This window comes from Caulobacter sp. Root343 (assembly GCF_001425745.1).
Taxonomy (GTDB): Bacteria; Pseudomonadota; Alphaproteobacteria; order Caulobacterales; family Caulobacteraceae; genus Caulobacter.
The window spans coordinates 338,914-357,568 of the sequence record NZ_LMDF01000007.1; the positions used below are offsets into that span (position 1 = coordinate 338,914).

General features: G+C 66.4%; 17 protein-coding genes. 14 read left to right on the forward strand and 3 right to left on the reverse strand.

Annotation, left to right across the window (positions count from 1 at the left end; all coding sequences use genetic code 11):
- The first annotated feature begins 218 nt into the window (after window positions 1-218).
- Genes proS through ASC70_RS14320 form a run of 3 tightly spaced genes read left to right on the forward strand, consistent with a single transcriptional unit; the run spans window position 219 to window position 3,506 of the window.
- Window positions 219-1,547: a proline--tRNA ligase gene (proS, locus tag ASC70_RS14310; RefSeq protein ID WP_056051165.1), complete on the forward strand. Its 1,329-nt coding sequence runs from the start codon at window positions 219-221 to the stop codon at window positions 1,545-1,547.
- A complete protein-coding gene (locus tag ASC70_RS14315) occupies window positions 1,547-2,827 on the forward strand; it encodes a lipoprotein-releasing ABC transporter permease subunit (RefSeq protein WP_056051168.1) in 1,281 nt (426 codons plus the stop codon). The genes proS and ASC70_RS14315 overlap by 1 nt, the downstream gene beginning before the upstream one ends.
- Entirely contained in the window at window positions 2,820-3,506 is a 687-nt protein-coding gene (locus ASC70_RS14320; RefSeq protein WP_056051170.1) for an ABC transporter ATP-binding protein, read from the forward strand. The genes ASC70_RS14315 and ASC70_RS14320 overlap by 8 nt, the downstream gene beginning before the upstream one ends.
- Here ASC70_RS14320 and ASC70_RS14325 read toward each other — a convergent pair.
- Both ASC70_RS14325 and ASC70_RS14330 read right to left on the reverse strand, forming a co-directional pair.
- Window positions 3,503-4,741, reverse strand: coding sequence for a hypothetical protein (locus ASC70_RS14325; RefSeq protein WP_156396220.1), 1,239 nt, complete (start codon window positions 4,739-4,741; stop codon window positions 3,503-3,505). The genes ASC70_RS14320 and ASC70_RS14325 overlap by 4 nt on opposite strands.
- A 34-nt stretch (window positions 4,742-4,775) precedes the next feature.
- Complete coding sequence (locus ASC70_RS14330) at window positions 4,776-5,735, reverse strand: nucleoside hydrolase (RefSeq protein WP_056051174.1); 960 nt, start codon at window positions 5,733-5,735, stop codon at window positions 4,776-4,778.
- Between the two features lie 167 nt (window positions 5,736-5,902).
- On the opposite strand from ASC70_RS14330, the gene sidA reads away from it, so the two are divergent.
- The 3 genes from sidA (at window position 5,903) to ASC70_RS14345 (ending at window position 9,918) form a co-directional block, all read left to right on the forward strand.
- Window positions 5,903-5,992, forward strand: a complete 90-nt coding sequence (gene sidA, locus ASC70_RS14335) for a cell division inhibitor SidA (RefSeq protein ID WP_156136740.1) — start codon at window positions 5,903-5,905, stop codon at window positions 5,990-5,992.
- 36 nt (window positions 5,993-6,028) lie between these two features.
- Window positions 6,029-9,460, forward strand: a complete 3,432-nt coding sequence (dnaE, locus tag ASC70_RS14340) for a DNA polymerase III subunit alpha (RefSeq protein WP_047405861.1) — start codon at window positions 6,029-6,031, stop codon at window positions 9,458-9,460.
- 107 nt (window positions 9,461-9,567) lie between these two features.
- Entirely contained in the window at window positions 9,568-9,918 is a 351-nt protein-coding gene (locus ASC70_RS14345) for a GFA family protein (protein WP_056051176.1), read from the forward strand.
- Window positions 9,919-10,111: 193 nt separating this feature from the next.
- Here ASC70_RS14345 and ASC70_RS14350 read toward each other — a convergent pair whose 3' ends face one another.
- Window positions 10,112-10,762 carry a haloacid dehalogenase-like hydrolase gene (locus ASC70_RS14350; RefSeq protein WP_056051178.1) on the reverse strand — a complete coding sequence of 217 codons (651 nt, stop codon included), beginning with the start codon at window positions 10,760-10,762 and terminating at the stop codon, window positions 10,112-10,114.
- 344 nt (window positions 10,763-11,106) lie between these two features.
- Here ASC70_RS14350 and rpsB point away from each other — a divergent pair, with 344 nt between their 5' ends.
- The 8 genes from rpsB (at window position 11,107) to ASC70_RS14390 (ending at window position 18,648) form a co-directional block, all read left to right on the forward strand.
- A complete protein-coding gene (rpsB, locus tag ASC70_RS14355; protein ID WP_047405858.1) occupies window positions 11,107-12,000 on the forward strand; it encodes a 30S ribosomal protein S2 in 894 nt (297 codons plus the stop codon).
- A 148-nt stretch (window positions 12,001-12,148) separates the two neighbouring features.
- The gene (gene tsf, locus ASC70_RS14360) at window positions 12,149-13,087 is read left to right on the forward strand and encodes a translation elongation factor Ts (RefSeq protein ID WP_056051181.1); all 939 of its coding nucleotides are present in this window, start codon (window positions 12,149-12,151) and stop codon (window positions 13,085-13,087) included.
- A 188-nt stretch (window positions 13,088-13,275) separates the two neighbouring features.
- On the forward strand, window positions 13,276-14,016 hold the full coding sequence (gene pyrH / locus ASC70_RS14365) for a UMP kinase (protein ID WP_056051184.1): 741 nt from the start codon (window positions 13,276-13,278) through the stop codon (window positions 14,014-14,016).
- 24 nt (window positions 14,017-14,040) lie between these two features.
- Entirely contained in the window at window positions 14,041-14,607 is a 567-nt protein-coding gene (frr, locus tag ASC70_RS14370; protein WP_056051186.1) for a ribosome recycling factor, read from the forward strand.
- 50 nt (window positions 14,608-14,657) lie between these two features.
- Complete coding sequence (gene uppS / locus ASC70_RS14375; protein WP_056051189.1) at window positions 14,658-15,437, forward strand: polyprenyl diphosphate synthase; 780 nt, start codon at window positions 14,658-14,660, stop codon at window positions 15,435-15,437.
- Window positions 15,397-16,242, forward strand: coding sequence for a phosphatidate cytidylyltransferase (locus ASC70_RS14380; protein WP_082009146.1), 846 nt, complete (start codon window positions 15,397-15,399; stop codon window positions 16,240-16,242). The genes uppS and ASC70_RS14380 overlap by 41 nt, the downstream gene beginning before the upstream one ends.
- Window positions 16,230-17,429, forward strand: coding sequence for a 1-deoxy-D-xylulose-5-phosphate reductoisomerase (gene dxr / locus ASC70_RS14385; protein WP_056051190.1), 1,200 nt, complete (start codon window positions 16,230-16,232; stop codon window positions 17,427-17,429). The genes ASC70_RS14380 and dxr overlap by 13 nt, the downstream gene beginning before the upstream one ends.
- A 22-nt stretch (window positions 17,430-17,451) precedes the next feature.
- A complete protein-coding gene (locus ASC70_RS14390) occupies window positions 17,452-18,648 on the forward strand; it encodes an RIP metalloprotease (protein WP_056051192.1) in 1,197 nt (398 codons plus the stop codon).
- Window positions 18,649-18,655 lie beyond the last annotated feature (7 nt).

The window sequence follows — 18,655 nt, forward strand, 5'->3', positions numbered from 1 at the left end:
TTACTTCTTTCCACAACGGAGCCTTACTTCCGCCCGAAGCGCGACAGCAAAGATGGTGGCCAGTTTCTGCGGTTGTCGCGCGTCGATTCCTTGGTGAGACGAGCCCGCTAGTCCAGTTCGGATCAAAGATCTGAACTGGGCGGGCTCTACCGCGTTGCCAAGCTGTCGGACGAGAGGCTATCTCAGGCCTCCTTGAATTCCCCGGAGTTTCCACGCGCATGCGCTTGTCGCGCTATTTCCTGCCGGTGCTGAAGGAAGCACCGTCCGACGCCCAGATCGTTTCGCACCAGCTGATGCTTCGCGCCGGCATGATCCGCCAGGAAGCGGCGGGCATCTATGCCTGGCTGCCGCTGGGCTTCCGCGTGCTGAAGAAGGTCGAGCAGATCGTCCGCGAGGAAATGGATCGCGCCGGCGCCATCGAGCTGCTGATGCCGACCCTGCAACTGGCCGACCTCTGGCGCGAGTCGGGCCGCTACGACGCCTACGGCCCGGAGATGCTGCGCATCACCGACCGTCACGAGCGCGAGCTGCTGTACGGGCCCACCAACGAGGAAATGATCACCGAGATCTTCCGGGCCTATGTGCGCAGCTACAAGGACGTTCCGAAGAATCTGTACCATGTGCAGTGGAAGTTCCGGGACGAGCGCCGTCCGCGCTTCGGCGTGATGCGCGGCCGCGAGTTCCTGATGAAGGACGCCTACAGCTTCGACCTCGACGCCGAGGGCGCGCGCAAAGCCTACAACCGCATGTTTGTGGCCTATCTGAACCTGTTCTCGCGGATGGGGCTGAAGGCCGTGCCGATGCGCGCCGACACCGGCCCGATCGGCGGCGATCTCAGCCACGAATTCATCGTTCTGGCCGATACCGGCGAAAGCGCCGTGTTCTGCCACAAGGACCTGGTCGAGATGCCGGCCCCCGGCCCGGACGTCGATTGGTTCGGCGACTTGCAGCCGCTGGTCAACCAGCGCACCGCGCTCTATGCGGCGACCGAGGAAATGCACGACGAGGCGGCGTTCAACGCACTGCCCGAGAGCGACCGCCTGTCGGCGCGCGGCATCGAGGTGGGCCACATCTTCTCGTTTGGTACGAAGTATTCCGAGCCGATGAAGGCCACCGTGACCGGCCCCGACGGCAAGGATACGCCGGTCCAGATGGGCAGCTACGGCGTCGGCGTCTCGCGCCTGCTGGGCGCGATCATCGAGGCCAGCCATGACGAGGCTGGGATCATCTGGCCGGAGAGCGTCGCGCCGTTCGACGTCGGCATCGTCAACATGCGCCAAGGCGACGCCGCCTGCGATGCGGCTTGCGAGACCGCCTACGCCGCGCTGAAGGCCGCCGGCAAGGACGTGCTCTACGACGACACCGACGCCCGCGGCGGCGCCAAGTTCGCCACCATGGACCTGATCGGCCTGCCCTGGCAGCTGATCGTCGGCCCCAAGGGCATCGCCGAGGGCGTGGTCGAACTCAAGAACCGCAAAACTGGCGAGCGCCACACCGCCTCGCTGGAATCGATCCTCGACGGCCTGACCAAGAGCAAGACCGCCTGATGCCAGACACCCGCGCCGCCGGTCCCTTCAGTCGCTGGGAGCGCTCCGTCGCTCGCCGGTACCTGTTCGCCAAGCGCAAGAACGGCGGCGTGGCGCTGATCTCGATCATCTCGTTCTCCGCGGTGATGCTGGCGGTCTTCGCCCTGATCACCGTGATGAGCGTGATGAATGGCTTCCGGGCCGAGCTGCTGGGCCGAATCCTCGGCTTCAACGGCCATCTCTACGCCCAGTCGCCGCTGATCAACGGTCCCGATCGCGACACCATCATCCGCCGGATCAAAGCCTCGCCGGGCGTAATCCAGGCCGCGCCGATGGTCGAGGCCCAGGCCATGGTCATCGGCCCGACCCAGGTGACGGGCGCTATCGTGCGCGGGGTGAACACCTCGGATCTGCGGCACATGTCGCTGATCACGGGCAACATCAAGAGCGGCGGGATCGACGGCTTCGGCCAGGGCGAGTATGGCGGCGATATCGTCCTGATCGGCGACCGCATGGCTCAGGCCCTGGGCGTTCGCCCTGGCGACGCCATCACCCTGATCTCGCCGACCGGACCGGCCACCGCGTTCGGGACCTCCACCCGCGAGAAGAACTATATCGTCGGGGGGATCTTCAGCGTCGGCATGAGCCAGTTCGACGAGGCGTTCGTCTACATGCCGCTGGAGCAGGCTCAGCTGTTCTTTGGCCGCGACACCTCGGTCGACTATGTCGAGATCAAGGTCGACGATCCTGACAAGGCCAAGGACTTGAAGCGCGCCGTCGAGGTGGCCAGCGGTCCGGGCGCCTTGGTCACCGACTGGCAGGACAAGAACCACAGCTACTTCACCGCCCTCCAGGTCGAGCGGAAGGTGATGCGGCTGATCCTGGGCTGCATCGTCGCCATCGCCACCCTGAACATCATCTCCAGCCTGGTCATGCTGGTAAAGAACAAGGGCAAGGACATCGCTATCCTGCGGACCATGGGGGCGGGGCAGGGGGCGATCCTTCGTATCTTTCTGATGGCCGGCGCCTCGATCGGCGTGGCCGGCACCCTGTGCGGCTTGGCTCTGGGCGTCGTGTTCTGCGCCTACATCACGCCCATTCAGAACTTCGTGGAGTGGGCGACGGGTACTGCCGTGTTCAGCGCCGACGTCTACATGCTTTCGCACATTCCGGCGAAGATCGACTGGACCGAGGTCGCCGGCATCGTGTCGCTGTCGGCCCTGTTCAGCGTGCTGGCGACCTTGCCGCCCGCCTGGCGCGCCTCGCGTCTCGATCCGGTGGAGGCGCTTCGCTATGAGTGAACCGATCCTGGCCCTGCGCGGGGTCGAGCGCGTCTACAAGACCGAGGCCGGCGACTTGCCGGTGCTGCGCGGCGTCGATATCGACGTCTATCCGGGCGAAGTTGTCGGCCTGATCGGTCCTTCGGGTTCGGGCAAATCCTCGCTGCTGCATTCGGCGGGGCTGCTGGAGCGTCCCGACGGTGGTCTGGTGGCGCTGGAGGGCCGCGACTGCTCCAAGCTGTCTGAGCGCGTGCGCACCCGCATCCGCCTGGGCACGGTCGGCTTCGTCTACCAGTTCCATCACCTGCTGCCCGAGTTCTCGGCGCTCGAGAACGTGGCCATGCCACTGACCATCGCCGGCAAGAGCCGTCGCGAGGCCGAGGCGCGGGCCAAGGAGCTGCTGGAAAGCCTGGGCCTGGGCCCGCGCATGAACCACCAGCCGGCCCAGATGTCTGGCGGCGAACAGCAACGCGTGGCCATCGCCCGGGCGCTCGCCAATCGTCCCAAGCTGCTGCTGGCCGACGAGCCGACCGGCAATCTCGATCCCGCCACCTCCGCGGCCGTGTTCCAGTCGCTGTACCAGGTCGCCCGCCAGCAAGGCGTCGCCGCCCTTATCGCCACCCACAACATGGAACTGGCCCGCTACATGGATCGCGTCATGGCCCTCAGGGACGGCCACCTGGAAGCCAAGCGCTTCTAGAACTGGCGACGGAAGGCGGTCTGCAGAACCGTCTGGCCTTGCCGTGGCGTCAGGCCCAGCCGTGCGCGGTCGCGGCGGAAGCTGTCGATATGTTGCGCCTCGAACACGATCTGGCTGTCGGGCCTGATGTCCCAACGATAGGCCGCCAGCCCAGACCAGCCATGCTCGGCATTGTTGTCGGTGGCCTTGTTGGTCCGGTCGGTCGTCGAGAAGTGGTCATAACGCAGCGTCGCCGAGCCGGGCCCGAGCGCCTTGTTCGCTGAGACATAAGCGGCCTCGAAGCCCATGTCGGCCCAGACGCCGTTGGCGTTCGAATAGCCCATCAGGGTCTCGCCGGTCATGACCTGGGCCTTCACGGCGACGGCGTCGAGGTCCAGCCGCATGCCGAGGTTCCAGAACCGCGTTTCCCACGACCATTCGCGGTTGGCGTCGACGCTGGTTCGGTCACCTTCGTTCTCATACCTGAACAGGTCGATGGCCAGGACGGAGGACGGCCGCCACTCCACACGGCCGTAGTAGCCGATCCGCCCATCGATCTCGGCCAGGGGCGTCGTCGACGGCGCCTGACGCTGGGCCATTCGCGCGCTGAGCGGCGGCAGCGGAAAGCGGCCGAACACCGGCGACTTGAGGTCGTGCAACGCCCAGCCGCGGAACGTCAGCTCGGTGCCGGCGGTGTCGCCGTGCTGGAAGCCGCCGGCGGTGAGGCTGAAGGTCTGGCCCGCCAGGGTGCGCCGGATCGTGGCTTCGACGCCGACGACCTTGGTCTCCTCGGCCACCCAGGTATTGATCGCCGATGGGGTGATGGTGTCGGCCACGGACCAATCCAGGCCATCGTGTTCCAGTGAAATCGGCGGGTAGAAAACCCCGGCGCGGGCCGACAAGCGCAGCGCCGAGCCCGGTTGGGAGCGGTAGGCCAGGTAGCCTTCGCCTAGATCGACCAGATGCCGTTGGCCGTCCTGGCTCTCGCCGACGATTACGGCCGATACGGTATCGGAAAAGCGAGGATTCCAGACCAGGGCGGCCTCGCCCAGGCGCACGCCTTGGCGGCCGTCGCCGAAGCGCGCCTTGCCGACGCGACCGTCGATCCAGGAGGCCTCGCCATCAGCGGCGGCGAGGCGCAGGTCGACAAGCCCAGAGAAAGTGTCGCGCGAGAACAGCTCCGCCCGCGCCTGCGCCGAACCGGCGCTCGCCAAGACCAGGGCCGTTCCCACGACGGTCGAAGTCAGTCTCCCCATGCGGCGAACCTGCGGGAAGACCGCTGCGATTAAGTTAAAGCAGAGCCTGCTTCATGGCGGCGTAGAAACCCGCGCGGTCGATCTTCTTGATCACCCGCGCATTGGGCGGCCGACGTTTCAGGGCAGGATCCGCCAACTCGATATCCGGCAGGATCGCGTGCGAGACGCTGAGATAGCCACGTGTCAACTCGCCCATCGTCTCGACGTCGACGACACAGTCCTCGGCCTCGAGGATCAGGGTCTCGTCCAAGGCGATCGCGCAGGTGAGGGCGTCGGGATGCAGGCTGCCATCCAAGCCCTCGGTCTCACGGGCGAAGGCGAGGGAGGCGCGGTTCACGTCCGTGAAGAAGCGGGCCTTGGGCGTGTCCAAGGCCTCCAACTCGGCTAGCCGCGCGGTGCTCCACAGGCCGTCTTGCAACGTCAGGGTCCAGGTGGCGATCGACAGGTTGAAGCCGGCGTTGACGACGATCTTGGCCGCTTCCGGATCGACATAGAAATTGTACTCGGCCGCCGGCGTGACGTTGCCGACCCCATTGTCCGTCCCGCCCATGATCCACAGGTGCTTCAAGGCCTGGGCGATGCGCGGCTCGCGCAGGTAGGCGAGGGCGATGTTGGTCAGGGGGGCTTGAGCGATCAGGGTGATCTCACCGGGCGCCGCCATGATCCGGGCCACGAGTTCGTCGACGGCATGACCTTCGGCGGGGCGCTGGGCGGTCTTGGCGAAGTCGCTGTCGCTCATACCGTCTTGACCGAAGACGTAGGCGGCGTCGAGCGGCGCGCGGGTAAAGGGCGCTTGGGCGCCCAGATAGACCGGGACCTGGCCGGCCTTGCCGCATCGATCCAGCGTCACCAGCGCGTTCTCGGCGTGCTGGGTGAAGCCGACATTGCCATGGGCGATGGTGATGGCCTCGACGCTGACGCCGGGGCGGGTGAGGGCCAGCATCAGCGAGAAGACGTCGTCGCCGGCGGTGTCGGTGTCGATGATCAGGCGCATGGCCTCGATCTGCCCCGATCCGAGCGACTTGACCAGAGCGGTTCAAGGGCGCGGGGCGGCCTATCGAGTGACTCGCTCAAAGAAAATGCGGTGGAACGTCGCGGAACATCTTGTGAACAGAACAAAACCAGAATATGGAACAAAACAAGAAATCTGTGGAGGTTCCGATGATCCGTATCGCTCGTGAGTCTTTGGCGCTTGTGTCGGTCGCCAGCTTCGTCTGGATGATGTGTACGGTCGCCCAACTGGTGGCTTGAGTCGTGCGAGCGGCTGTCTTGTAGCGGAGGTCGGTCATGGCGGACGGGGAAGGACAGGGTTTCGTCCACCTACGGGTCCGTTCGGCCTATTCGCTGCTCGAGGGGGCGATCAAGGCCGACCAGATCGGCAAGCTGGCCGCTGCCGCGGGCATGCCGGCGGCGGGCATCGCCGACCGCGCCAACCTGTTCGGAGCCCTGGAGTATTCGTCCTACGCCAAGGATGCGGGGGTCCAGCCGATCATCGGCTGCGCCATTCCGATCACCGGCATTGGTGGCGGCCCGACCGAGCGCTGGGCTCGGGCGCCGACGATCATGCTGCTGGCCCAGAACGAGCGCGGCTATCTCAACCTCTCTGAGCTCTCATCGATCGCCTATCTCGACAGCGCCGAGCTGCCCGAGCCGATCGTGCCTTGGGCCAAGGTCATCGAGTATAGCGAAGGCCTGATCTTGCTGTCAGGCGGGACCGATGGTCCCGTCGACGCCCTGTTCGCCGCCGGCAAGACCAGCGAGGCTTCGGCGGCCCTGGCCGAGATGCAGCGGGTCTTCGGCGACCGGTTCTATGTCGAGCTGCAACGTCACGGCATGCCCAAACAGGCGGCGGCCGAGCCGGGCCTGGTCAACTGGGCCTATGAGAACGACGTGCCGTTGGTCGCCACCAACGACGTCTATTTCGCCAAGGAAAGCTTCTACGACGCTCACGACGCGCTGCTCTGCATCGCCGACGGCTCGTTCGTGGGTCAGGACGAGCGCCGGCGTGTCACGCCCGAGCACTGGTTCAAGCCGCCGGCCGACATGCGCAAGCTGTTCTCGGACCTGCCGGAAGCCTGCGACAACACCCTCGACATCGCCCGCCGTTGCGCCTTCATGGTGCACAAGCGCGATCCCATCCTGCCCAGCTTCCCGACTGGCGACGGTCGTAACGAAGCCGAAGAGCTGACGCACCAGGCCAAGGAAGGCCTGAAGATGCGTCTCGAAGGCCTGACCCTGGCCGCGCCCGAGGAAGAGTACTGGAAGCGGCTCGATTTCGAGCTCGACATCATCAAGAAGATGGGCTTCCCCGGCTACTTCCTGATCGTGTCGGACTTCATCAAATGGGGGAAGTCACACGGCATCCCGGTCGGCCCGGGGCGGGGTTCGGGCGCGGGCTCGCTGGTCGCCTGGGTGCTGACCATCACCGACCTTGATCCGCTGCGCTTTGGCCTGCTGTTCGAGCGCTTCCTCAATCCCGAGCGGGTCTCGATGCCCGACTTCGACGTCGACTTCTGCCAGGAGCGACGCGAGGAGGTGATCTCCTACGTGCAGGAGAAGTACGGCCGCGATCGCGTGGCCCAGATCATCACCTTCGGCAGCTTGCAGGCCCGCGCCGTGCTGCGTGACGTCGGCCGGGTGATGCAGCTGCCGCTGGGCCTGGTCGACCGGCTCTGCAAGATGGTGCCCAACAACCCGGCCGCGCCGGTGACCTTGGCCCAGGCCATCGACCTGGAACCACGCCTGAAGCAGGCCAAGAAGGAAGACGCCAACGTCTCGGCCTGCCTGGACGTGGCCCTGCAGCTGGAAGGCCTGTTCCGCAACGCCTCGACCCACGCCGCCGGCGTGGTGATCGGCGACCGGCCGCTGACCCAGCTGACCCCGCTTTACAAGGATCCGCGCTCGGACCTGCCGGCCACCCAGTTCAACATGAAGTGGGTCGAGAGCGCCGGCCTGGTGAAGTTCGACTTCCTGGGCCTGAAGACCCTGACCGTGCTGGACCGGGCGGTGAAGCACCTGAAGAAACGCGGCATGGAGATCGACCTCGGCCGCCTGTCGTTCGACGACGCCAAGAGTTACGAGCTGCTCGCCTCGGGCCAGACGGTCGGGGTGTTCCAGCTCGAAAGCCAGGGCATGCGCGACACCCTGCGCAAGATGCGCTGCGGTTCGATCGAGGAGATCACCGCGCTGATCTCGCTGTATCGGCCGGGGCCGATGGACAACATCGACACCTTCGTCGACTGCAAGTTCGGCCGCAAACCCGTCGACACCCTGCATCCGTCGCTGGAGACGGTGCTGAAGGAGACCTACGGCGTCATCGTCTATCAGGAACAGGTGATGCAGATCGCCCAGATCCTGGCGGGCTACAGCCTGGGCGAAGCCGACCTTCTGCGTCGCGCCATGGGCAAGAAGAAGAAGGAGGAGATGGATCTCCAGAAGATCCGTTTCGTCTCCGGCGCCAGGGAGAAGGGTGTCCCCGAAGAACAGTCGGGCTCGATCTTCGAACTGGTGGCCAAGTTCGCCGGCTACGGGTTCAACAAGTCGCACGCCGCCGCCTACGCCTTCATCTCGTACCAAACCGCCTGGCTGAAGGCGAACACGCCGGTCGAGTTCTTCGCCGCGTCGATGAGCCTCGACCTGTCGAACACCGACAAGCTGGCCGTCTTCCATCAGGACGCCCGCCGGTTCGGCGTCACGGTGCGGGCCCCAGACGTCAATCGTTCAGGCGCCGATTTCGAGGTCGAGAACGGCGAGGTGCTCTATGCCCTCGGCGCCATCCGCAACGTCGGCCTCGAAGCCATGAAGCACCTGGTGGCGATCCGCGAGGAGGGCGGGCCGTTCCGCGACGTCTTCGACTTCGTCGAACGGATTGACCCCAAGCAGGTCAACAAGCGCGCGATCGAAAACCTGGCGCGGGCCGGGGCCTTCGACCAGATTCACAAGAACCGCGCCCAGATCGTGGCCTCGGCCGACGTGCTGATCGCCTATGCCCAAAGCTGTCACGCCGACCGTCAGGGCGGGCAGGGCGGCCTGTTCGGTTCGGATCCTGGCGCTGGCCGCCCTCGGATGGCCAAGACCGAGAACTGGAACCAGGTCGACCTGCTGGACGAGGAACTGTCGGCTGTCGGCTTCTATCTGACCGGCCACCCGCTGGAGGACATGGTCGGCATGCTGCGCCGTCGGCGTACGGTCATGCTGGCCGAGGCCATGGTCCAGGCGGAGGCCGGCATGGAGGCGTTCCGCATGTGCGGCGTCGTGCGGCGTCGGCAGGAGCGGGCTTCTCAGAGTGGCGAGAAGTTCGCCTTCGTCTCGTTGTCGGACCCGACTGGCGAATACGAGGTGCTGTTTCCGCCAGAGTCTTTGCGCAAGTGCCGCGACGTGCTGGAGCCCGGCAAGGCCGTGGCCATCAAGGTCCGCGCCAAGGCCCGTGACGGTGAGGTGCGCTTCTTCGGCGACGACGCCGAGCCGATCGAGAAAGCCATCGAAAATGTCGTGGCGGGGCTGCGCGTGCACCTGTCGCCTTCGGCCGCTGAGATCGATGCGCTCAAGCGCCGCCTGGAGCCGGCTCAGGCCCAGAAGGGCGGGGAGGTGACCTTCGTCGCCGCGATCGGCGGCGGACGCGAGATCGAGTTGCGGCTGCCGGGCCGCTATACTTTGGACGCCGCGCTGCGGGGGGCTTTGAAGACGGCGCCGGGCGTGGCGTTGTTGGAGGACGTTTAGGAATATATTCCTATTTATGTTTGAAGCCCACCCTGAGCTGACCTTGCTGGCCGGGGCCGTTTATGTCGAAGAGCCCTTCGCAGGGGCCGAAGCCTTGGAGAGAAACGATGGCGAGTCAAGAAGGCGGATGTCAGTGCGGACGAGTCCGCTATGCGGTTGATGTCGAGCTCGACAGTCTGATCACCTGCAACTGCTCGCGCTGCGGCAAGCTGGGTTCGATCCTGGCCTTCAGCGGGGCCGAGGCTTTCGACCTGAAGAGCGGCGAAGACGCTCTGACCGAGTACAAGTTCAACACCCACAATATCTCACACCTGTTCTGCGAGACCTGCGGCATCCAGTCGTTCGGGCGCGGCACGGCGCCGAATGGGCAGGCGATGGTGGCGATCAATGTCCGCTGCCTGGACGGCATCGACGTCTTCGCGTTGCAGCCGCAGCAGGTCGACGGCAAGGCATTCTGAGGCGCGTCCCGGCGCTTGGCGGCGCGGAGCTCGGTTCCACCGGCGCCGTTCAGATCGATAATCGGCGATCAACCAATGCGCGCTGCAGGGCACGGCTAGAGCGGATAGCGGGCTCCGCCTAAGCATTCGATGGAAAGTCGAATACTCAGGCGTTGTCGAAAGGCGGCCGGTCAGAAGGAGAGTGGGGTCCGTTTCACCACGCCGCCGCACGGCCATTGGCCAGGCCGGCCCGGAACAGCCGCTGCTCGGCCGCCTTGCCGCCCTTGACGATCACCGGCGTCTCCGCGCCGCGCAGCAGGGGCAGGTCGTCGAGGCTGTCGGTATAGGCGTAGGTCCAGCGCACGCCATGACCGGCGTCGGCCAGGGCCTGGCATTTTTGCTGGTTGCGGCAGTGGACGTCGGCGACCCAGCCGCCGCCGCGGCGCTTCAGCGACGTACCCAACACCTCGATCGGATGGCCGAGCGGACCGATCAGGGCCTGGGCCAGCAAAGCCGGGGCGGCCGTGACGACCACCACGCGATCGCCGCTGGCCAGATGCGCGTTCAAGACCGCCAGGCCGCCCGCCCGCCAGGCCAGGGCGCTCCGGCCGGCGCGGAAGGTCTCGCCGAACCGGGCGCAGGACTCGCGTAGACCCTGTTCGCCAAGGCCGACGGTCGCGATCCATAGCAGGATGGAAGCGCCGGCGCGGCGAGTGCGCGGCAGGGCGACCAAGGGAATCGCGACCGGGGCGATCGCCAGAACGGCCATAGCGCGGAATGGTGAGCGGCGGACCCGGCCCCAGAGCCACAGGGCCGTGGAGTCGCCGTCCAGTAGGGTTCCGTCCAAGTCGAACACGGCGAGCATGGTCAGGATTCTCCGCCCGCCCCGCGAGGAGGGGCTTAGGGCATTGAGGCACGCCTGTGTGTAGATCCGGCGAAGCCCATCTCAATCTTCCGTGGAGAGATGGCGGCATTTCGACGATGCGGAGGCCGGTTCGCGGTCTTTCGCGCCGAGCAGCCGGTTCGCGACGCCTACGCCCGGGGGGTTGCTTTTTGTCCGCTGAAAGCCTATTTGCCCCGCCATTCCACACGTGGACGTTCGGTTGCGACCGGGGAGACATCCCGGCGTCGCCGTTCCGGTCCCGCTCCAGAATGGTCTGGAACGGGGGTGTCCGCGGAGGTTCAACCGGAAAAAGGATTAAAGGCCCGATGGCTCTTCCCGAATTCTCCATGCGTCAGCTCCTGGAAGCCGGCGCCCACTTCGGTCACCAGACTCACCGCTGGAACCCGAAGATGGACCGCTACATCTTCGGTTCGCGCTCGAACATCCACATCATCGACCTGTCGCAGTCGATCCCGCTGCTGCACCAGGCCCTGGTGAAGGTCCGTGAAGTCGCCGCCGCCGGCGGCCGCGTGCTGTTCGTCGGCACCAAGCGCCAGGCCAGCGACCCGGTCGCCACCGCCGCCAAGCGCTGCGCCCAGTACTATGTGAACCACCGCTGGCTCGGCGGCACCCTGACCAACTGGCGCACCGTCTCGGGCTCGATCGCTCGTCTGCGCGAGCTGGAAGGCGTCCTGACCGGCGAAGGCCAAGGCCGCACCAAGAAGGAACTGCTGCAGCTGACTCGCGAACGCGACAAGCTGGAACTGTCGCTGGGCGGCATCAAGGACATGGGCGGCATCCCCGACATCATGTTCGTGATCGACACCAACAAGGAAGCGATCGCGATCCTGGAAGCCCGGAAGCTGAACATTCCGGTCGTCGCCATTCTCGACACCAACTGCGATCCGGACGGCATCACCTATCCGATCCCGGGTAACGACGACGCCGCCCGCGCGCTGCAGCTGTACTGCGACCTGATCGCGGACGCCGTCCTGGATGGTCTGGCCGCCGGTCAAGCCGGTTCGGGCGTCGACCTGGGCGCCGCCGTGAACCCGACCGAGCCGGCCCTGGCTCGCGCTCTGGCTCCGGAACCGACCCCGGAAGCCGCCGCTCCGGAAGCCGTCGTCGAGGCTGCTCCGGAAGCCGCTGCCCCGGAAGCGGCTGCTGAAGCTGCTCCGGAAGCCGCCGTCGAAGCGGCTCCGGAATCGGCCGAAGGCTGATTTCCCACGCGCCTCCGCCCGGCTCGGCCGGAACGCGGAGGCCGTCGCGACCCTGACATGCGACCGGGCTAGAAGCCCGGTCGCTACTCTTTGCGAATATGGCGGGCGACAAGCCCGGTCGCTAACTGTTTGAATATGGAGATATTCCATGGCTGAGATCACGGCTGCGCTGGTCAAGGAACTGCGCGAAAAGTCCGGCGTCGGCATGATGGACTGCAAGAAGGCGCTGTCGGAAAACAACGGCGACATCGAAGCATCCATCGACTGGCTGCGCGCCAAGGGCCTGTCCAAGGCCGCCAAGAAGGCCGATCGCGCCGCCGCCGAGGGCCTGGTGGCCATCGCCACGGCCGAGCAGGGCGCCGGTGAAACCGCCGCCGTCGTCGAGGTGAACGCCGAGACTGACTTCGTCGCCCGCAATGATCTGTTCCAGAACGCCGCTCGCCAGATCGCCCAGGTGGCGGTCGCCACCGACTGCTCGATCGACGCCGTCAACGGCGCCAAGCTGGCCGGCGGCGAAAGCGTGCAGGACCACCTGACCAACCTGATCGCCACGATCGGCGAGAACATGATGGTTCGCCGCGCCGCCCAATGGACGGTCGCGAACGGTGTCGTGGCTTCGTACATCCACAACGCCGTCGCCCCGGACCTCGGCCGCATCGGCGTGCTGGTCGCCCTCGAGTCGACTGGCGACAAGGCCGCCCTGCGCGAGCTGGGCCGCAAGATCGCCATGCACGTCGCCGCGACCGCCCCGCTGTCGCTGTCGCCGGAAGACCTGGACCCGGCCGCCATCGAGCGTGAAAAGGCCGTGTTCACCGAGCAGGCCCTGGAATCGGGCAAGCCCCCGGCGGTCATCGAGAAGATGATCGAAGGCCGTATCCGCAAGTTCCTGGAAGAAGTCGTGCTGCTGAAGCAGGCCTTCGTCATGAACCCGGACCAGACGGTCGAACAGCTGGTCGCCGAGACCGGCAAGACCCTGGGCGCGCCGATCACCGTGAAGGGCTTCACCCGTCTCGCCCTGGGCGAAGGCGTGGAAAAGAAGACCGACGACTTCGCCGCCGAAGTCGCTTCGATGACCGGCCAGGCCTAAGCCTGTCGTTGGGGGCTCTCGCGCCCTCGGCAAACAATCAGGGCGCGGCGCGTTTAGACGCGCGCCGCGCCCTTTTTGCGCCCGCCTCGCGGCGCCCGCTTCAAAGGGCGACCCCGGTTGGCAAAACACGTCCCACTTCTATAGAACGCACGTAATGTGCGTGCCGACGACTCAGGAATAGCGGTCCCATGTCCGATACCAGCGCGCCCCAGAAATACCGCCGCATCCTGCTGAAAGTGTCGGGCGAGGTCCTGATGGGCGACACGCCCTACGGCATCGACACGAACACCGTTCAATCCGTCGCCGACGACGTGGCCGAGATCGTCAAGTCCGGTGTGGAGCTGTGCCTGGTGATCGGCGGCGGCAACATCTTCCGCGGCATGGCCGGCGCGGCCAAGGGCATGGAGCGCTCCAGCGCCGACTACATGGGCATGCTGGCCACGGTGATGAACGCCTTGGCCATGCAGGACGCGCTGGAACGTATCGGCGTCCAGACCCGCGTGCAGTCGGCCATTCCGATGGCCACGGTCTGCGAGCCCTACATCCGCCGTCGCGCCCAGCGCCATCTCGAGAAGGGGCGGGTGGTGATCTTCGCCGCCGGGACCGGCAACCCGTTCTTCACCACCGACACCGCCGCGGCCCTGCGGGCGGCCGAGATGCAGTGCGACGCCCTGTTCAAGGGCACCAGCGTCGATGGCGTCTATACGGCCGACCCGAAGAAGGATCCGTCGGCCCAGCGTTACGATCGCCTGAGCTACATGGACGTCCTGGCCAAGGACCTGCGGGTCATGGACGCCTCGGCCGTCGCGCTGATGCGCGACAGCAATATTCCGATCATCGTCTTCTCGATCAAGGGGCGCGGCAATCTGCTGAACGTCCTGCGAGGCGAGGGGACCCACACCGTGGTCTCCGAAGACCGCACCGCCTGACCCTAACAGCGAGGAGAGCCCGTCATGGCCGCCGCCGAAAAACCCGTCCTCTCGCGTTACCGCGATCGCATGGACAAGGCCATCGTCGCCCTGAAGGAAGAATTCAGCAGCCTGCGCACCGGCCGCGCGTCGGCCAGTCTGCTGGATCAGATCATGGTCGAAGCCTACGGCTCGACCACGCCGCTGAATGCGGTGGCCTCGGTCAGCGTGCCCGAGCCGCGCCAGATCAATGTCAGCGTCTGGGATCGGGGCGTCGTCGTCGCGGTCGAGAAGGCCATTCGCGCTTCGAGCCTGGGCCTGAACCCGGTCGTCGAAGGCCAGAACCTGCGTATTCCGCTTCCGCCGCCGACCGAGGAGCGCCGCAAGGAGCTCTCCAAGCTGGCCGGCAAATACGCCGAGCAGCAGAAGATCGCGGTCCGCAACGTCCGTCGCGACGCCAATGACGACCTCAAGAAGGCCGAAAAGGACGGCGCGATCGCCGAGGACGAGCGCAAGAAGATGGAGACCGAGGTCCAGAAGATGACCGACGACGCCATCAAGCGGGTCGACGAGGCCTTGAAAATCAAAGAACAAGAGATCATGCAGGTTTGATCGCCTTCCTTGAGAGTTAGTGGGGAGGCGACGAGGGAAGGTTGAAGCGAATGCCGGCGACCACCGGTCTGCAGAACGTTTCGACGCGCGCCGGGGGCGATGCGTCCGATCAACGTCTGCACGTGGCCATTATCATGGATGGCAACGGCCGCTGGGCGAAGCAGCGGGGGATGCCGCGCGTCCTCGGCCATCGCGCCGGGGTCAACGCCCTGAAGCGCACCGTCGAGGGCGCCCAGAGCCAGAACGTCGGCGTGCTGACGGTCTTCGGCTTCTCGACCGAGAACTGGCGCCGTCCGGCGCACGAGGTCTCCGAGCTGATGAGCCTGCTGAAGGCCTACGTCGAATCGGACCTCGAGCGGCTGGCCAAGGCCGGGGTCCGGGTCCGGATCATCGGTCGCCGCACCGGCCTGTCGGCCGATATCGCCGAGGTGATCGAGCGGGCCGAGCGGCGCACCGAGGCCAATACCGAGTTCACTCTGCAAGTGGCTTTCAACTATGGCGGCCAGGCCGATATCGCCGACGCGGCGCGGGCCTTCGCCGAAAAGGTCGCGCGGGGCGAGGCCGAGCCCTCGGACCTGACCGAGGAGACGTTCGAACGCTTCCTGTCGACGGCCGCGGCCCCGCCGCCGGACCTGATCGTGCGCACCAGCGGCGAGCGCCGCATCTCGAACTTCCTGCTGTGGGACTGCGCCTACGCCGAACTGGTGTTCCAGGACGTGCTATGGCCCGACTACGGCCCCGAGGCGCTGGCCGCGGCCATCGCCGACTATCGCCGGCGGGATCGACGTTATGGAGGAATCGCGGCCGATGACGTCGCCGTCGCCGGCTAAGCGCTTCAATTGGGGCAATCTACGGATGCGTGTGGTTTCGGCCACCGTGCTCGTGCCCACGGTCGTGGCCGCCGTCTGGCTGGGCGGCTACTGGATCCTGGCCCTGGCCCTGGTCTGCGTGGCCCTGCTGGCCCGCGAGTGGGGCAAGATCAGCGCGCCCAAGGCCCCCAGGGCGGTCGGGGTCGTGGTCGGCCTGTTCTGCGCCGCCGCGGTCCTCGCCGGATTCCTGCATCACTTCTTCATCGCCTGGTCCGTCGTGCTGGTCGGGGCCTTCCTGGCGGGCCTGATCGCGCGCGGCGCGGTCGAGCGCCGAGCCGACGCGGCCTATGGCGTCGTCTATATCGCCCCGGCCGTGATCGCCCTGGTCTGGATCCGTTCGCTGTCGGACGGCCTATGGTGGACCCTGCTGCTATTCGTGGTCACCTGGTTCGCAGACATCTTCGCCTATGTGGCCGGCAGTATCTTCAAGGGGCCCAAGCTGTGGCCCCAGATCTCGCCCAACAAGACCTGGTCCGGCTTCGTCGGCGGTCTGGTGGCCGCGACGATCGGCGCAGTCATTGTCTCCGAGTTGGCCCATCTTCGCCTGGTCTGGCCGGCAGCGGCCCTGGTCGGTCTGATGGGCGGCTTGGCCACCATGGCCGGCGATCTGTGGGAGTCGATCCTCAAGCGCCGCTTCGGCGTCAAGGACAGCGGCGATATCATTCCCGGGCACGGCGGCCTGCTGGACCGCGTCGACGGCCTGATGTTCGCGGCGATCGTCGTCGCCGCCATCCGCCTGATCGACCACTGGGGATGGGCCCATTGACCTCCCCACGTAAGGTGGTGGTGCTGGGCTCGACCGGATCGATCGGCCTCTCGACCCTGAGCCTCTTCGAAGAGTCCGGCGCGCCGGTCGAGGTCCTGGCCCTGACGGCGGGGCGCAATGTCGAACGCCTGATCCAGCAGGCCCTGCGCTGGCGACCCCAACTGGCGGTCATCGAGGACGAGACCCAGTTTTCGGCGCTGAAGGACGGTCTGGCCGGAACCGGCGTGCGCGCCGCCGCCGGCGCCGCCGCGATCAGCGAAGCCGCCGCCATGGGCGCGGATTGGGTCATGTCGGCCATCGTCGGCGCGGCGGGCCTTGCTCCCACCCTGGCGGCCGCCCGCACCGGCGCGACCATCGCCTTGGCCAACAAGGAAAGCCTCGTCTGCGCCGGCCCGGCCCTGCTGGCCATCGCCAAGGCCGCTGGCGGCTCGGTGATCCCGGTCGATTCCGAGCACTCGGCGATCTTCCAGGTGCTGCAGCCGGCCTGCGCCCATCGCGTGGCGCGTCTGATCCTGACCGCTTCGGGCGGCCCGTTCCGCACCTGGGACAAGGCGGCGATGGCCGCCGCCACGCCCGAACAGGCCATCGCCCATCCCAACTGGTCGATGGGCGCCAAGATTTCGGTCGATTCCGCGACCATGATGAACAAGGGCCTCGAGATGATCGAGGCCTCGTACCTGTTCGGAACCCCGGAAGACCGCGTCGACGTCGTGATTCACCCCCAGTCCGTGATCCATAGCCTGGTGGAATACGCCGACGGCTCGACCCTGGCCCAGTTGGGGCCGCCGGACATGCGCGCGCCGATCGCCTGCGCTTTCGCCTGGCCCGACCGGTTGCCCTGGCCCGCGCCGCGCCTGGACCTGGCCGCTTACGGCCAGCTGACGTTCGAATCGCCCGACCTGGAGCGCTTCCCGTCGATCGACATCGCGCGCGAGGCGCTGCGCCTGGGCGGAGGCGCTCCGGCGGCCATGAATGCCGCCAATGAGGTGGCTGTCGCCGCTTTCCTTGACCGGCGGATTGGCTTTCTCGATATTGCCGCCTCGGTGGCGGGGACCTTAGAGCGTATGAATAGTCTTGGCGGCCTTTCCCGCACCGATAGTGACGCTGTCGACAACGCGATGATGATCGACGCCAGCGCTCGCCGCATTGCGGCCGAGGTTGTCGCGCAAAAGCATCGCCGGCTCTGATCCGGGGGACCGGCCAAACCTAATGACCGACGTACTGATCATCATCCTTTCCACGGTCTTCGTGCTGTCCGTCGTGGTCACCATCCACGAGCTGGGCCACTACTGGGCCGCCCGCGCATGCGGGGTGGCCATCGACTGCTTCTCGCTGGGCTTCGGCCCGCCGCTGGTGTCCTGGCGTGACAAGCATGGCGTCGAGTGGCGCATCGCCTCGATTCCGCTGGGCGGCTATGTCCGCTTCCTCGGCGACGAGAATGCGGCCAGCGTGCCCGACCAGGACAACCTGGAAGCCATGCGCGCCTCGATCGTGGCGCGGGAAGGCCAGGGGGCGGAGTCCCGCTACTTCCATTTCAAGCCGGTTTGGCAGCGGGCGATCATCGCCGTGGCCGGGCCGGTATCGAACTTCGTGCTGGCTATCCTGATCATGGCCGTCTTCCTGGTCATGATCGGTACGCCGCGTTCGACCCCGGTCGTCACCAGCGTCGAGCGGGGCAGCGCCGCCGAGGCCGCCGGTTTCCGACCCGGCGACACGATCCTGAAGGCCGACAGCCGCAAGATCGAGAGCTTCCAGACCCTGCAAAACTATATCGGCCTGCGCGCCAACCTGGCGGTCGACTTTACCGTCAAGCGTGACGGCCGCGAGGTCCACCTGCGGGCGACGCCGCGCCTGATCGAGACCACCGACCGCTTTTCGGGCCGCACCAAGGTCAGCCGCCTGGGCATCGGCAACGCCGGCATGACCCACCTGAAGCGCTCGACCGTGCTCGGCGCCGTTCCCGACGCCACCGTCGAGGTGTGGGGCATGATCAAGACGATCGGCTTCTATCTCGGGCGCCTCGTCACCGGCCAACTGCCCGCCGATCAGATCAGCGGCCTGATCGGCATCGGTCACACCGCCGGCGCGGTGACCAAGGCTAGCGCCGAGGGCGCGCCCAATGTCGCCACCATGGCGCTGCGGGTGTTCGTCTCGTCCATGCTTCTGATCGCCAGCCTGTCGGTCAGCATCGGCTTCATGAATCTGCTGCCGATCCCGGTTCTGGATGGCGGACATCTGCTGATGTACGCCTACGAAGCCGTGGCCAAGCGGCCCCTACGAGCGGATTTCCAGGCGGCCGGCTTCCGCGCGGGGCTTGCCTTGATCCTGGGTTTCATGCTGTTCGCGGCGTGGAACGACCTTAACCGCTACGACGTGTTCAAATTCATCGGCGGCCTGTTCACGTGAACGCCCG

Excerpts from the sequence above, each read along its gene's own strand:
- proS (WP_056051165.1), top strand. The coding sequence starts at position 219 with ATGCGCTTGTCGCGCTATTTCCTGCCGGTGCTGAAGGAAGCACCGTCC.
- ASC70_RS14315 (WP_056051168.1), top strand. The coding sequence starts at position 1,547 with ATGCCAGACACCCGCGCCGCCGGTCCCTTCAGTCGCTGGGAGCGCTCC.
- ASC70_RS14320 (WP_056051170.1), top strand. The coding sequence starts at position 2,820 with ATGAGTGAACCGATCCTGGCCCTGCGCGGGGTCGAGCGCGTCTACAAG.
- ASC70_RS14325 (WP_156396220.1), bottom strand. The coding sequence starts at position 4,741 with ATGGGGAGACTGACTTCGACCGTCGTGGGAACGGCCCTGGTCTTGGCG.
- ASC70_RS14330 (WP_056051174.1), bottom strand. The coding sequence starts at position 5,735 with ATGCGCCTGATCATCGACACCGACACCGCCGGCGACGACGTCTTCTCG.
- sidA (WP_156136740.1), top strand. The coding sequence starts at position 5,903 with ATGATCCGTATCGCTCGTGAGTCTTTGGCGCTTGTGTCGGTCGCCAGC.
- dnaE (WP_047405861.1), top strand. The coding sequence starts at position 6,029 with ATGGCGGACGGGGAAGGACAGGGTTTCGTCCACCTACGGGTCCGTTCG.
- ASC70_RS14345 (WP_056051176.1), top strand. The coding sequence starts at position 9,568 with ATGGCGAGTCAAGAAGGCGGATGTCAGTGCGGACGAGTCCGCTATGCG.
- ASC70_RS14350 (WP_056051178.1), bottom strand. The coding sequence starts at position 10,762 with ATGCTCGCCGTGTTCGACTTGGACGGAACCCTACTGGACGGCGACTCC.
- rpsB (WP_047405858.1), top strand. The coding sequence starts at position 11,107 with ATGGCTCTTCCCGAATTCTCCATGCGTCAGCTCCTGGAAGCCGGCGCC.
- tsf (WP_056051181.1), top strand. The coding sequence starts at position 12,149 with ATGGCTGAGATCACGGCTGCGCTGGTCAAGGAACTGCGCGAAAAGTCC.
- pyrH (WP_056051184.1), top strand. The coding sequence starts at position 13,276 with ATGTCCGATACCAGCGCGCCCCAGAAATACCGCCGCATCCTGCTGAAA.
- frr (WP_056051186.1), top strand. The coding sequence starts at position 14,041 with ATGGCCGCCGCCGAAAAACCCGTCCTCTCGCGTTACCGCGATCGCATG.
- uppS (WP_056051189.1), top strand. The coding sequence starts at position 14,658 with ATGCCGGCGACCACCGGTCTGCAGAACGTTTCGACGCGCGCCGGGGGC.
- ASC70_RS14380 (WP_082009146.1), top strand. The coding sequence starts at position 15,397 with ATGGAGGAATCGCGGCCGATGACGTCGCCGTCGCCGGCTAAGCGCTTC.
- dxr (WP_056051190.1), top strand. The coding sequence starts at position 16,230 with ATGGGCCCATTGACCTCCCCACGTAAGGTGGTGGTGCTGGGCTCGACC.
- ASC70_RS14390 (WP_056051192.1), top strand. The coding sequence starts at position 17,452 with ATGACCGACGTACTGATCATCATCCTTTCCACGGTCTTCGTGCTGTCC.